Origin of the sequence: Sphingomonas sp. PP-CE-3A-406, from assembly GCF_003688625.1 — a bacterium.
Taxonomy (GTDB): Bacteria; Pseudomonadota; Alphaproteobacteria; order Sphingomonadales; family Sphingomonadaceae; genus Sphingomonas.
Map to the genome: position 1 here is coordinate 43,354 of NZ_RCWY01000001.1, position 14,665 is coordinate 58,018.

5 protein-coding genes are annotated in these 14,665 nt (G+C 68.0%); 3 read left to right on the forward strand and 2 right to left on the reverse strand.

From position 1 onward, the window contains the following. Positions 1-251 precede the first annotated feature (251 nt). Complete coding sequence (locus tag C8J44_RS00225; RefSeq protein ID WP_147453098.1) at positions 252-815, reverse strand: hypothetical protein; 564 nt, start codon at positions 813-815, stop codon at positions 252-254. Next, the gene (locus C8J44_RS00230; protein ID WP_183128652.1) at positions 815-1,804 is read right to left on the reverse strand and encodes a glycoside hydrolase family protein; all 990 of its coding nucleotides are present in this window, start codon (positions 1,802-1,804) and stop codon (positions 815-817) included. Before C8J44_RS00230 ends, C8J44_RS00225 begins: the two co-directional genes overlap by 1 nt. A gap of 361 nt (positions 1,805-2,165) precedes the next feature. On the opposite strand from C8J44_RS00230, the gene C8J44_RS00235 reads away from it, so the two are divergent. From C8J44_RS00235 to C8J44_RS00245, 3 genes are read left to right on the forward strand one after another with little or no spacing between them, the layout of a single operon-like run. Beyond that, positions 2,166-3,863, forward strand: coding sequence for a ShlB/FhaC/HecB family hemolysin secretion/activation protein (locus C8J44_RS00235; protein ID WP_147453099.1), 1,698 nt, complete (start codon positions 2,166-2,168; stop codon positions 3,861-3,863). Between the two features lie 34 nt (positions 3,864-3,897). Continuing rightward, positions 3,898-11,472: a filamentous hemagglutinin N-terminal domain-containing protein gene (locus C8J44_RS00240; RefSeq protein ID WP_121902902.1), complete on the forward strand. Its 7,575-nt coding sequence runs from the start codon at positions 3,898-3,900 to the stop codon at positions 11,470-11,472. Then, positions 11,469-14,660 carry a CHAT domain-containing protein gene (locus C8J44_RS00245; RefSeq protein ID WP_121902903.1) on the forward strand — a complete coding sequence of 1,064 codons (3,192 nt, stop codon included), beginning with the start codon at positions 11,469-11,471 and terminating at the stop codon, positions 14,658-14,660. Before C8J44_RS00240 ends, C8J44_RS00245 begins: the two co-directional genes overlap by 4 nt. The last annotated feature ends 5 nt before the right edge of the window (positions 14,661-14,665 follow it).

The window sequence follows — 14,665 nt, forward strand, 5'->3', positions numbered from 1 at the left end:
TCGTAGTTCAGCTGTCCGCCTTTCGTCAGGATCGATACGCCGTTCTGGTAGGTGCTGTCCGGAACCGACGCAGTCAATTTTCGCGCCCAATGTTTGCCAACGGTCCGCGGCACGTACCCCGTGACTGCACGCGCGATCGCACCGATCCACAGGCGCGTAGCAGGATCACGGCAGTGGTCTCGCCCATAGCCTGCATCGCCTATCGAGGTGTACAGCAGGGGTGGGAACCCTTGCCGTACTGCAGCGCAGCATCAGTTCGGTGCGCAGCCATCGGCGATACCGGACAATCCCATGTTCACCAGCGCCGCCACATCGCCGACGGTGGCGGTCTTCGTATCCTTGGGGAGAGACAAATCGTGCGATCCGTGACCGTCGTCGATCGGCGTCACGACACGGTTACCCTCGTCATGCTCGGCAAAATTACCGACTTTCGTCCAATCGACTACCACGGGTCCCTTGGTCGTGACAAAGGCCGTCTGGCAGCGTGACCGGAGCTGAAAGTCCTTGATTGCCGCGCCGTCGATCGTTCCGAACTGGATGAGCACGGGGCGGATCGTGCCGGCACCCGTTGTATTCGTCCGGTCCAGCGATTGCGCCGCAGGCGCGTCTTCGGACGCATTTTCCGTCGCTGGCAGCGGAGCCGAAGGTTCTCGCGCGGCCATGTTACCGCTGGCGTTCACGTCGGTGCTCGTGTCGGCGGCTGGCTGCGCGACGGACGCCGCGGCGTTGCCGTTCTCTGCGGCCGAACCATTGGCGCTCGCACCACATCCGGCGAGCCCGACGGCGAGCGCCAGCATTACAGAACGCGAAACCATCACTTATATTCTCCGTATAGAAAGAGCTTACTCTCGGCAGCGCGTCGGGTCACCAAACTGCGGACCATCTGGCCCTTGGAATAGACGTGGCGCTTGATCTCGACCATCGCGTCGTGAAGCTTGCCCTCGTTGACCAGTTTGGTGGTCTTGGACCAGCCGCCGCCGGGGTTGTATGCATAGGATACGAGCGCATCGAATTCATGCTGATGCAGCGGTACCTTGATCGCACGCTTGACGCGGTCCTCGTATGACCCGACGATCCGGCGCAGCAGCAAGGCTTCCTGGTCGATCGAAATGTTGATGACGGACTTGTTGTCCTTCACAAATTGCGTCGCCGGCGCGCCCGATCGGCCTGCACCCGCCGCGGCGGTCTTCGCGGCCTCGATCGGTACGCCGATTGCGGTCAGATCCGATTGAACCTCCGCACTGGAGCGATCCTTCATGTCGTAGCCGGGTCCGATCGTCACGCCGCTGCCGGCGGTCGGGTGATGCAGCCGATTGCTGACGCCGCGTTGCGACTCATGTTCGACGATGAAGCGCCGGCCTTCTCGAGACATGTGCATGCTCGACACCGGGCTGGCCGTGCCCGCCGGCATCGCGGCGGTGCGGGCGCGTTCGCGGGCGGGCTCGACGGCGGCTTTCAGGGGCCCGGGATCGCCCTTGCCGACACTTGCCGCGCTGGCTGCGGTCTGCGCCTTCTGGAAGGCGGCGGAACGGGTTCCAGGAATCGCGACGGTGCGCGTCGGTGTGCCGGCGGGGATGGCGCGCGCCGGGCTGGCGTAGCCGGCACCGTTGCCGGTCAAGACGCCCATCGTCATCGGGCCGGCGATGCCGTCGGGGGGATAGAGCCCGTTACGCCGCTGACCCAGCCGCACCGCGCGCTCGGTCTGCGGACCGAAGACGCCATCGGCGCCGAGTTGCGGGTCGTACTGGCGCAACAGCGTCTGTAGATTTCGGACGTCCTCGCCACGGCTTCCAACGCGTAACATCGCCATCCTTCCTGTCTCCTGGTCGTGGATACTACCCAATTCCACAGGCTTGCACCTCAATGCAGCGGGTGGGCCAGCCTGCAACGGGCCCGGTCGTGCGGCGACTACAATAGATCGAAAGCGAATGATCTCCAGCCGATTTTACAAGTTTTTTGAGGTTAACCATAGTCTTCGAAAGATCACAGCGACTTCGCATCTATGCATGGCGTAAAAATGTCGTCATGGTCCGCCGGGCCTTTCAAGGCGTCGTGCGTATCCCCAAAGGAGAGCGACAGTTCGTCTGTCTGCAAATCGCACGTCGTTATCGGCAACGCGCGGGGGATTGATGACATCGAAAGTATGGCGTTCATACGTGCTTATGATGGCTGGCGTTGCAGGGGGGGCGCTTCTTGCGCAGCCTGTTGCAGCGCAAGTAGTTCTGCCTTCTCGTCAGGAAGTCACTCCACCCGCACCTGACACGCGCCAGGAATCGGCGGTCAGCGTCGATTCGAGCCGTGCGCTGGAACAGCCCGCCTGTCCGTTCGAGACGTCGTCGCTCAAGGTCACGCTGACCACGCTAAGCTTCGTGCGGCCGGATGGCGGCGCGTTGCAACCCGAGATCGCCGAAGCGGTCGCCGGCATCGACGTGCCGCAGGGCGAGCAGCCGATCAGCGTCGTCTGCGCGCTACGCGACCGTGCCAACGCCGCGCTGCGACATGCGGGCTGGGTAGCGTCGGTGCAGATCCCCGCACAGGAGATCACGGGCGGAACGTTGCATTTGCAGGTCGTGACCGCGCGCATCGTCGAAGTTCGCGTGCGTGGATCGGCCGGGCCGTATGATTCGATCCTGCGCGAGCGGATCGCGCAGATCCAGGCGCTCGATCCGCTGAACGAGAAGAAGGCCGAGCGGCTGTTGCTGCTCGCGGGCGATATCCCGGGGCTCGAGGTGCAGTTGTCGCTACGTCCGGCAGGAACGCGACAGGGCGAGGTGATCGGCGAATTGTCGCTCGCGTTCCGCCGGTTCGCGGTGATCGCCAACGTGCAGAACCAGAATAGTCGGCTGACCGGGCGTGAGACGGGCTATGCGCGGGCCGAGATCTATGGGCTGACCGGGCTGTCCGACGTCACCTATGTCGGCGTGTCGTCGACCGCGGACTTCAAGGAACAGCGCGTCGTGCAAGCGGGGCACATCATGGGTCTCGATCGCAACGGCACGACGCTGGGCGCGCGCTTCACCTACGCATGGTCGCGTCCCGACCTCGGTGCACTCGACCTGCGGACCAATACGCTGATCACCGGGTTCGATCTGGCACGACCGCTGATCCGGTCGTTGCGGACCAACCTGCGTGCGACAGGCGGCTTCGACTATGTCGATCAGCGCTCGGTTGTGCGGACGGAGGGTGGGTCGGTGCCGTTGACTCTCGATAAGCTGCGGATCGGCTTTATCGGTATCGATGGCGACTATCGCACGGTGCGGTACGACGGCGCGACCGCATTCTCGATCGCCAGTTCGCTGCAGGTCCGCAAGGGCGTCGATGTGCTCGGATCGAGTGATATCGGCTTTGCAAACGGTCGGCTGACCTCGCGGATCGACGGTAATTCGCGCGCGCTGGTGGTGCGTGGTACGGTCGACACGGTGATCGGGGTCGGTCCTATCTTCAGTCTGGCCGGCCAAGGCCAGGCGCAATGGACGAACGACCCGCTGCTGAACTACGAGGAATTCTCGGTCGGCAATCTGACGATCGGTCGCGGCTACGATCCGGGCGTGAGCACCGGCGATCGTGCGGTCGGCGGTCGCGGCGAAGTCCGCGCCGAACTGCCGTTGATCACCGGCCTCGGGACGCAGCTGTTCGGTTTCTACGACCACGTCTATCTGCGCAATCTCGATCGCAATGCGATAGAGCCGAAGCGCACCTATCGCAGCTATGGCGGGGGCGCCCGCTTCTCGTTGCCGGGGCTGCTGGTGCTCGAGGTGATGTATGCGCATCCGCTGGATCGGGTTTTGAAGCTGGACGAGAAGCGCCCGCCCAACCGCGTGCTGGTGTCGTTGACCGCGCAATTCCGCGACAAGACGCGCTGACCCGCGCGCCGTACCGAGTTTAGGGGAGCCTTCGATGTCCATCCCATTATACCGTCGCCATATCCGCCGCACGCTGGCGATCAGCACCGTGCTCGCAAGCGGCTGTGTACCCGCGGTCGGATGGGCACAGGCGCTGCCCAGGCCGAGCGACGTGAGGGCGGTGATTCCGTCGCCCGGCGGCGGCAACCCGACCGTCACGCGCTCGGGCTCGACCTTGTCGGTCGATCTCAAGGCCACCAGCACGGTGATCGACTGGAACGGCTTCAATGTGCCGACGGGAGCGACGGCGGAGTTCACCGACGGTCGGGGGGTGGCGCTTGCGCGCAACATCGCCGTACTCAACCGCGACGTATCGGGATCGGCGGCCGTCACGCAGATCCTCGGCACGCTCAAGTCCGATACGAACGTCGCGGTCTGGGTCTTCAATCCCAACGGCATCCTCGTCGGATCGGGCGCCGAGATCAACACCGGGTCGCTCGTGCTGACGACGTTGAAGCCCGATCAGGCGAATTTTCTCGCCGGTAACGATCTCGGCGGCAGCTACGGCCTCGGCAAAGGAGGTGGCACCGCCGGCGATATCCTCGTCCAGTCGGGCGCGACGATCACGCTGTCGAGCGGCAACCGCGGGCTGATCATGGTCGCGCCCAAGATCACCTCGGCCGGCACGCTGATCGCGGGCAATCAGGATGTCGCCTTCGTTACCGCGACCGAGGTGACGCTGAACTACGCCGCCGGCAGTCCCTTGTCGGTGACGTTGGACAAGGGAACGTCGGTCGCCGGCACCAGCCAGCTCGTGACCGGGTCGGTCAGCGGCCGGAACGTCGTGTTCGCGCTCGCCTCCAAGGCCAACGTCACCGATGCCCTGCTCAGTGTCGATGCATCCGTCACCAGCGCCTCGAACGGCGACAACGGCATCGTGCTGTCGGCGGGGCGCAGCGGTAACGGCGTGACCGTGGGCAGCACGGCGACCGAGACCGGCGGTGTGGTCGGCATCGGCGGGTCCGGCGCATGGCGTGCGATCAATGACGATGTGACGCTGACCGCGAACGGTGCGGTGGCGCTGACCGGCACGCTGCGGTCGGGCGGCGACGTCGTCGTCAACGCTGGGGGGCTCGCCAGCGTGGCGGGCGCGGTCACGGCAGGCAATGACTACCGCGTCGCCGGGACCGGCGTCACGCTGGGGCGCTCGACGTCGGTCGTGCAGTCGGCGGTCGACGTGGTCGACATTACCTCAACCAATGGGACCTTGTCCGGCGGCGCTGGACTGACGCTTCGCGCCAACGCGAATGGCGCGGGCAACAACTTGATGACGCTGTCGACGGCTGGCGCGGCAGGCGGTGATATCGTCTTCGCCAAGGGCTCGTCGATCGAGGGCGGTCCTAACCTCGACTCCGACGTCCGAATCGGCGTCGGGGTCGCGGGCAACGCGATATCGCTCGGGGACGTGTCGGCACGCGGTCTGCTCGGCGCAGTCGGCGGTGGCGCCTATACCAACGGGCTGTCGGTCGGCGGCCCGCTGGACCTTGGCGATGTGACCACGCGGTCGGCGTTGTCGCTGAGTTCGGGAGGCAGCTTGACCGCCGGCGTGCTGACATCAGGGGGCGCCGTTACGCTGAACGGTACCGGCGCGATGGGCCTGGCGGCAGTCGATGCGAGCGGTGACATCGCGCTGAACGGGAGTGGCGCAACGACGGTGTCGAGCGGCCTCGTCAGCCGGGGAGCGTCCAGCGACATTACGATCGCACGCGATGGCGCCTTCACGGTGACAGGCGCGGTGACCGCCGGTGGGATTTTGACGATCGGAACGACCGCAGCGACCGCCGAGTCGACCGCCATCGGCGGCGCGGTCGGCGCACGCGACATCAGCGTCGTGACCAGCGGCGCGCAGACCTATGGCGGCGCGGTGAGGGCAACTGGTGGTCTCACCGCAACGGCTGGTGGCGCGTTCACCTCGTCCGGGGCGATTACCGCTGCGAATACGGTAACGCTCACCGGCGCGAGTCTGGGGCTGAACGCCGTGACAAGCACGAACGGCGATCTCACGCTCGTCGCGACGAGCGGGGGCATTGCGGGGATTGCGCCCAACGGCGTACGCCTGACCGCCGGTGGTGCCTTGAGCGCGACCGCGGCCAACGGCGCGGTAACGGTAGCCAGCGGCACTGCGAACGGCGGTGTTCTTCGACTGACGGGCAGCGGCGGTGCGACGGCGGGCAGTTTGACCGGCAGCAACGACGTCATTGTCGACGCGGGGGGATCGGCCGCGATCGTCTCGGGCACCGTTACGGCGGGACGCAACTATGCGGTCAACGGCGGCTCGGTTTCGCTGGGAACGACGGGATCCGGACCGATCGGCGTCGTCTCGCAGGCCGCCCGAGGCGCGGTGACGATCAGCGGGGGTGCGGGGGGCATAATCGGGCTCGACCGGCTGACCTTGCAGTCCAATTCGGACGGTGCGGGCAGCGAAGCGCTCGAGCTTGCGATCGCCGACACGACGAATGGCGCGATCGCCTTCGCGCCGGGAACGACACTGAGAGGCGGGTCGGCCTCGCAATCTGACGTCGTGATCCGCTCCGGCGTCGCGGAGGGCAGCGTCGCGCTTGGCAACGTCGTTGCGCGCAACCTGCTCGGCGCGGTCGGTACCGATACCGCGACCAGCGGTCTCACGCGTACATCCGCGCTCTCGCTCGGTAACGCCACGCTCACCGGCCCCTTGTCGCTGTCTGGTGCGGGGCTTGCGACCGGTGCGCTGACCGCCGGCGGGGTTGTGACGTTGACCTCCTCGTCCACCCTGACGACGGGTGCGATCAGCACCGCCGACGCCGTCACCGCCGTAGCAGCGGGCAATCTGCGGATCGCATCGGCACGCGGCGTCACGGGCGTGACGCTGACGTCGACCGGTGGCGATGTCGACGTCGCGGGAGCGTTGAGCGCGACGGCCGGCCCCGTGACTGTCGTGGCGAATGTCGGTGCGGCGCGCTTGCTGGGCGCGGTGACCGCAGGGGGCGATTACCGTGTTTCGGGCGGGTCGGTCACGCTCGGCGGCGTGCAGGCGGCGGTGGGCGCGGTCTCGATTGCCGCGACGGCCGGCACGCTGACCGGCGCGTCCGGACTTTCGCTGACGTCGGGAAGCGATGGCCGGACGGCGCAATCGCTTGCGTTGTCGGCAACCGGTGGAATCGGGTTCGCTGCGAACAGCGTGATCAATGGTGGTCTGGCACAGCAGGGCGCGGTCACCGTCGATGGCGGCGCGAACGCGATCACGCTCGGCGACGTCAACGGTCGATCGCTGGTCTTCAATGCGGGGCAACCGCTGACCGGGGCGCTGACGACCGGCGACATCGCAGTCGTCGATGGCCTGTCGATCACCGGCGGCGCGGCGGGAATCCGTCTCGGCGACGTTTCGGTCTCGTCGGGCGGGTTGGCGATCACCGCGGTGGACGGCGGGGTCAATTTCGGCAACGCGGCGGTCAGCGGTGATCTGGCGGTGTCGGGATCGCGGATCGATTACCGCAAGATCGATGCCAACGCAGTCGATCTTCGATCGGTCGGCACCTCCGCAACGGGTATCGCCGGGGGACTGATCGATGCGAGCGGACCGGTGACGATCACCGCGACCGACGGCATAGGCGGGGTCGCGACCGGCGCAATCACCACGAAATCCAACCTGACGATCAACTCGGTCGGCGAGATCCGCCTCGATAGCGTCGATGCCGGGGGCACGGCTGACCTGGCGACGCTGACCAATCCGGCCGATGTGCTGATCGTCAACGGTCTCACCACGGTCGGCAAGGTCACGATCGCCTCGACGCGCGACATCCGCGCACCGTTCATCACCAGCACCGGCAGCAGCCTCGCGCTCAGCGCCCCCAACGGCGACGTCACCGGGTACCTGCCGGGCACGACGATCGAGCTCAATACCGGCGTCGATGGCGGCTATACGGTGGACGGTGGGCGCGCGGTGCGGCTGGGCGCGGTGACCGGCGGTCCGGTCTCGTTGCGCGCGGATACGATCGAGATCGGTTCGATCAGTGTCGGTACCAACCTCGTCAAGCTGTTTGCGGACAGCGGCGATCTCACTATCCGCAACGGGATCAAGGCCGGGTTGGTCGACCTCCGCGCGTCGGGCGCAGTCTCGGTCGGCGGCCTGATCGACGCGAGCGATGCGGTCACGCTGACCAGCACCGACAGGTTGTCGTTCGGCGGCATCCGCGGACTTTCGGTCACGGCAAACTCGGGCGGTGCGATCACCGGCGGCGCGATCCGGAGCACCGGCGCGATCGACCTGATCGGCGGCTCGCTCCGGGTCGGCGATCTGACCAGTGCCACCGGCGCGATAACGCTCCAGGCCGTGTCGGGAAAGCTCGTGACCGGCGATCTGACCGCCGTCACCGGGATCGGCGCGCTCGCGCGCGGCGACGACCTGTCGGTGGGGGCGGTCACAGTGTCGGGCGGCAGCGCCAACCTGGCCTCGACGGCCGGCGATGCGCGGCTCGACAGCGGCTCCGCGAGCGGCGACATCGTGTTGAGCGCGGCAGGCGTCGCCGCATCGCCCGGCGCGATCCTGGCGGGGGGCAATTATCTGGTCACCGGCGGGACGGTCTTGCTGGGGCGCAACGTCACGCAGGAAGCGGGCGGCCGTATCGCGATCACCGCCACCAGTGGCAATATCGGCGCAGGCGATAGGCTTGTGTTGATCGCGAACAGCGGCAACGGCGTCGCGGGCGATGCGATGTTGCTCGATGCGGCGGGCGCGATCGACCTGCTCGGCTCGCGCATTTCCGTCCGCAACAGTGGCGCGCTGGGGTTGCGCGCGGGATCGGGCAAGACCGTGACGCTCGGCGATATCGATGCCGGGCTCGTCGGCGGCATCGCCACGGCCGCGGATGGCAGCCGTTCGGTCTCGACGCTGTTTGCCAATGACGCGGCGTTCACGGCCGGTACGATCCGCGCGGCGAATCTGGGAATCGCTCTGTCGGCGGGCGATCTCGCGATCGATGCTGTTACGACGACGCAGGCGACGCAATTGTCGACGGCGGCAGGCGCGATCAGGGTCGGGTCGATCACCGCGGATACCTTCGCGGTGGACGCAAGCGACGTGCTGGCGGGTGGTGCGTACGCGTCGCGCGGGGATAACAGCGTGGCGGCGGGCAGTATCGGATTGACCAGCCTCACCGCCAGCGTCGGGTCGACCAGCGCGGCTGCGCGCACCGGCGATATCGCGATCGCCACGGTCGCGGCGGGTAGCACCGCGACGCTCACCGCACCCGGTGCGATCGGTGTCCGATCGATCACGGCGAACGCGCTGACGCTCGACGCGGGCGGTACGGTGATTGGGGGAACCTATGCCATCAAGGACGCGACGTCGGTTGCCGGGCAATCGATCCGGCTTGCCGGTCTCACGTCCGAGACCGGGAGCATCACTGCGACGGCTCGACGGGACGGCATTGCGATCGATCAGCTCGCTGCAGGGGGCGGCGCAACACTCACCGCACCCGGTACGATCGCGATCGGCGGCCTGACGGCGAATACGCTGACCGCCACGGGGGGCGGTGCGCTGTCGGGTGGCGACTTCACGACGACGGGTATGGCATCGCTGACCGGGCGGTCGATCGCGCTGACCGGGGTCACGACGACGCAGGGATCGCTGACCGCCAGCGCGACCGGCGGCGACCTGGCGATCGGCCGAGTGACGGCCGGGGGCTTGGCGACGCTGACCGGAACCGGCGCGGTTACGGTGAATGGCCTGACAGCGGGCGCACTGGCGGTGGATGCAGGGGGCGGCCTTTCAGGTGGCACCTACGCGGTGAACGGCGCGGCGTCGGTGGCCGGGCAGGCGGTTACGCTGGCTGGGCTGACGTCCGACACGGGCGACGTGACGGCGACGGCGCGCGCGGGCGACATTGCCATCACCCGGCTTGTCGCTGGCGGCGCGGCAACAGCCACGGCGAGCGGTGCGGTGGCTATCGGTGAGTTTGGCGCAAAGGGTGCTGGCACGATTACGGCGACCGGCGGCGGTATCCGGCTCGACACGGCGACCGCGAGCGCCCTCACGCTCAAGGCGGCGGGCGATATCGGTGGGCGCACCGGGGCCGGCGCGACGTTGGCGAGCACCGTCGGCGATCTCACCGTGACCGGCGACCGCGCGGTGACGCTGGCGGGGGCGACCTCGGCAGGCGATGCGACGATCGGCGGTACCGATGTTCGGGTGTCGGGCGGGCTGAGTGCCGCCCGTGCGTTGCTGGTGCAGGCGCGCACCGCGTTGACGGTGGGCGACGCAACCGCGGGAAGTACGCTGTCGCTGACCGCGACCAACGGGCTGACCGCGCAGGCGCTGAGGGCCGGTGGCGATACCAGTCTGAAGGCGGGGGCCGCGTTGGCGACGGGCGCAATCGACACCGGTGGCGCGCTGTCGGTGACCGGCGGTGGCGATGTGTCGCTCGCGGCGAGCCGCACCAGCGGTGCCGCGACGATCGACGCGGTCGGGACCGCGACGCTCGGCCAGATGATCGCGGGGCCTAGCCTGACGATCAAGGCCAGCGACGCCCGTCTATCGGGTATTCAGCGCGCCGCCGCGGTCGGGTTCGAGAACCGTACGGGCGATACCAGCGCGCTGCGGCTCGGCGACGGCACCGCCGCGGATGGCTTCCAATTGTCCGATGCCGAGATCAAGCTGGTCGAGGCCGATGCGCTGACTTTCCGGCAAGGCACGGGCGCGGTCGAGATCGGCACGCTGGCGTTCGGCGCCGATGCGGGCCGCCGCACGGTCGACGTGCTGGGGACCGGGCGGATGACGATCGATGGCGTCGTCAGTGGTGCAGGGGCGGGGCGGATGTTCCGGTTCGGTGGCACGACCACGTCGGAGACCGATACCGCGTCCGCGATCCACGTTGCGGCGACGAGCACGGCGGGCGGGCGCCTGTTGTTCGATACCGCCGATCTGGATCTGCGCGGCAACCGGATCGCGGTCGGGCTCGGCGCGGGGTTCCTCAACCTGCTGAACGACGATGCCACCGTCACGCAGGTCGTCGCAGGACTGGTAGGGAACGCCAATTCGGCGCTCTACAACGCCAATCTCGGCGGCGGCACCTATGATCCGTCGGCCCCGACGACGGTTTCGGCACGCAGCCTGACGGTACGCTACGGCGACTATGCGCTGTTCCAGAATACCGGCGTCGCGCGCACCAACACGGGTATCGTCCTGGGCGGCACCCCCACCGCACCGGTCAATCCGGCGCTCAGCCTGCGCCCGACCACCGCATCCAACACCTTTGCCGCGTTCGGCACGATCAACGGCGTCGGCGCTACCGCGGCGGCGCTGTTGGGGCCGGACGCCGTGGCGCTGGGGAACGCCAACGTCTCTGCCACCCGGATCAACGGCTGCGTCGTGGGATCGGGCGCGGGTTGCCTCACCGCCATCGTGATCCAGCCGACCTTGCAGGTGTTCTCCGCGAGTCAGGCCGATCTGTTCGGATCGGTCGCCGATCTGACGGTGCCGTTCGATCCACTCGTCGGGGGCTCGAACGAGGAACTGCTGACCGGGCTGGCGGCACTGGCGCCGAAGCCCGATACCGATGGCTGCGTCGCCGGCAAGAAGGAGTCGTGCAAGTGATCCGATCGATGGCGCGCCCGCGTCTTGTGGCGGGCGCCGCTCTGACGAGCGTTGCCATGTTGTTGGCATCGTGTGCGACGGTGCGCGCGCCTGACCGGCCGGACGTCGTCACCCTCGGTCGCAACCCGAGCGGCGAGCCTTGCGTCGCATCGCGCAACTGGTCCGATCCTGCCGTGCCCGATCCGTTCGCGCGGGCCTATGCCATCACCTGTCGCGGCGTCACCGCCAGTCGTCCGGTCGGCAGCATCCGCATCGTCCCGGCAACCCCGGCGGCGATGACGCCGATCGATGCGGTGCTCGACTGCGGACCGGTGTCGCCGATGACGATCGCGGCCGGTGCGGTGCAGGTCAGGCGCTGCAACGACCGCGCGCTGGGGACCGCGACGATCCGGATCGACATGCCGGTGGGCGAGACGATGCTGGTCGCGGATGCGCCGCCGTCGCTGCTCGGGCAGCTTGAGGAAGCGGTTGCGATTCTGGCGGGCACGAAGCGGCCGAGCGCGGACGCGATGCGGCCGATCGCGCCGACGATCGATCTCGCGGGGGTCGCGCCGGGGCGCACGACATCGTCGGGGGCGTCGACCACGACCACCGCAGGCGTGTTCGATCCCGCGACCGCACTCGGCGAGGGCATCGGCTTCAACCACCGTGGCCTCCATGTCGAAGCGTCGCGCGTTCTGAACGACGCGCTCAGCCGCGTATCGACCACCGCCGATCCGGCGATGCGCGTCGACTTGTTGCTTGAGGCGGGGCTGGCCGATTCGAACATCCGCTTCAACGACGCGGCCAAGGAGCATTTCGACGAGGCCGATGCGGTCATGGCGGCGTCGCCGGCCAACCGGTCGCTGTTCCTGATGCGCAAGCGCGATGCGTACCGCGCCCTCGACCTGATCAACCGGCACGCTTTCCGCGAAGCCGCCGACATGCTGAGCCAGTCGACCGGTGCGGCGGTTGCCGCGAAGGATCCGCTGCTGGATCCGGCGACGCTGCGTCAGTTGAACCAGCCGCGCTCGAATGCTGCCGATGCGGTCAGCGCGATCGCGGTACCCGATACCGCCGACCTGGCGCAGCTGGTGCTCGATATCCAGGCGAAGTGGGCGCTCAGCGTCGCACGGCTCGCGCTGGGCGACGATGCGGGGGCGCTCGCCGCGATCGATGCGGCGGCGCGGTCCTATCGCCCGCTCGAGAACGAGCGGATCAATCCGTCGCAAATCCTGTGGCTGAGCGCGCGGATCGAGCGGCAGCGCGCGCGCCTGCTCGCGCGGGCAGGCAAGTCGGGGGCGGCGCTCGATGCGTTCGATTCCGCGCTGGTCAACCTAAAGCGCGGCGCGCTGGCGACCGGCGGGACCGGTGCCGAGCCCGCGATCGCGCAGGCCGAACTGGAACGCGCCAGCCTGTTCGCGCGCACCAGCGCACCGCGGGCGGCGGTGCGGACCGAATATGCCCACGCGATCGACGCGATGATCGATGCAGATGTCGACACGCTGGCGACGTCGAACGGCATGGAGGAATATCTCGACCTGCTGGTCCGGGAGGCCGCGACCACGCCGCAGGCGGATACGTTCGCCCGGTTCTTCCGTGCGGTGCAGGCGACCGGCGAGCCGGCGATCGCACGACAGGTCAGCCAGCTGCAGACGGTGGTGACCGCCGACCCTGCCACCGGTGCGCTGGTCCGCGAACGCGGCGAGCTGGAGCGCGAGGTCACGCGGCTTCGCTATGCGATCTCGGCGAAATCGAGTGATGTGGCCGTGCCCGGGGCCAACGCCGGCGTGAAAACCCCGTCGAGCGATCTGGGCGCCGCGCGCGCCGCCGCCGAGCAACGGCTGCTCGACGTCGAGGCGAAGCTCGCCAGCGATCCGCGTTATCGGACGGTCGACGATCAGCCGGTCACGATCGAGGCGGTGCGCGCGGCTTTGAAGCCCGGCGAGGTGTTCCTGAAGCTGACGACGCTCAATCGCCGGATCTACGGCATGATCGTGAGCGCGGACCGGACCTATATCTACGCGATCGCAGCCGACGCTGCGTCGAAGCAGGCGGTCGACGCACTGGCGTCGCAGGTTCGCGGGTCGATCGACGGGGCGTTGTCGCAGGGCAAGCTCGTGCCGTTCGACGACGCGGCCGCCTATGCGCTGTTCCGCCTGGTCGCGGGGCCGGCCGAGCCGATCCTGGCATCGGCACGGGCGCTCGTCGTCGATCCGTCGGGGCCGCTCGAACGGCTGCCCGCGGGTGTGCTCGTCAAGCGCTATGACAAGGCGGCGGTGCGCGAGACACCGTTCGATTTCTCGCGCACTGCGTTCCTCGCGGCGGACACCGCGATCTCGACGGCGCTGTCGCCGCGATCGTTCCTGGTGGCGCGCGCGTTGCCGCCGTCGCGTGCGCACAATCCGTTTCTCGGGTTCGGCCAGCACCGTCCGACCGCGTTCGGACTCGGCGAGGCGGGGCGGATGATCAAGGTCGGCTTCGGCTGTACGGTCGGCGCCGGCCAGCTCGGGATGCTGTCGCAGGCGATCAAGCCGATCAGCGATCACGAACTGACCGTCGCGTCCGATGCGCTGGGCGTGCCGGGCGCGCCGCAGATGACCGGCGCGGCGTTCAGCGATACCGGCGTCGAGGCACGCGCCGATCTCGACCAGTATGAGGTGCTGCACTTCGCGACGCATGGTCTTGAGGAAGGGCAATGGGGCTGTGCGATGTCGCCGCCCGCGCTGGTCACGTCGTTCGGCGATGCGGAGTCGGACGGCCTGCTGAGCTTCTCGGAGATCGCCGGGCTGCATCTCGACGCGAACCTCGTCGTGCTGTCGGCCTGCGATACCGCGAGCGGCGTCCGCGATCAGGAACTCGCGCGCCGGTCCGGTCAGGAGGAGTCGGGCTCGACGCTCGAAGGATTGGTCCGTGCGTTCCTGACCGCGAATGCGCGATCGGTGCTCGCCACCTATTGGCAAGTCTCGGCGGAGCGCGAGAGCGAGGAGTTCATCAAGGTGTTCTATGGCGCGGCACGGACCAAGACGATCGGGGGCGCGCTCCAGGATGCACAGCGCGATCTGATCCGCCAGCCGACCTATTCGCACCCGTTCTACTGGGCGCCGTATTTCCTCGTCGGCGACGGGAGCAAGACGATGTTGTCGCAGCCGGCGGGGCAACCGCTTGGCCAACCGGTGCGCGCGCCGATCGTCACCGCCCAGCGATGAGCGTT

Excerpts from the sequence above, each read along its gene's own strand:
- C8J44_RS00235 (WP_147453099.1), top strand. The coding sequence starts at position 2,166 with ATGGCTGGCGTTGCAGGGGGGGCGCTTCTTGCGCAGCCTGTTGCAGCG.
- C8J44_RS00240 (WP_121902902.1), top strand. The coding sequence starts at position 3,898 with ATGTCCATCCCATTATACCGTCGCCATATCCGCCGCACGCTGGCGATC.
- C8J44_RS00230 (WP_183128652.1), bottom strand. The coding sequence starts at position 1,804 with ATGTTACGCGTTGGAAGCCGTGGCGAGGACGTCCGAAATCTACAGACG.
- C8J44_RS00225 (WP_147453098.1), bottom strand. The coding sequence starts at position 815 with ATGGTTTCGCGTTCTGTAATGCTGGCGCTCGCCGTCGGGCTCGCCGGA.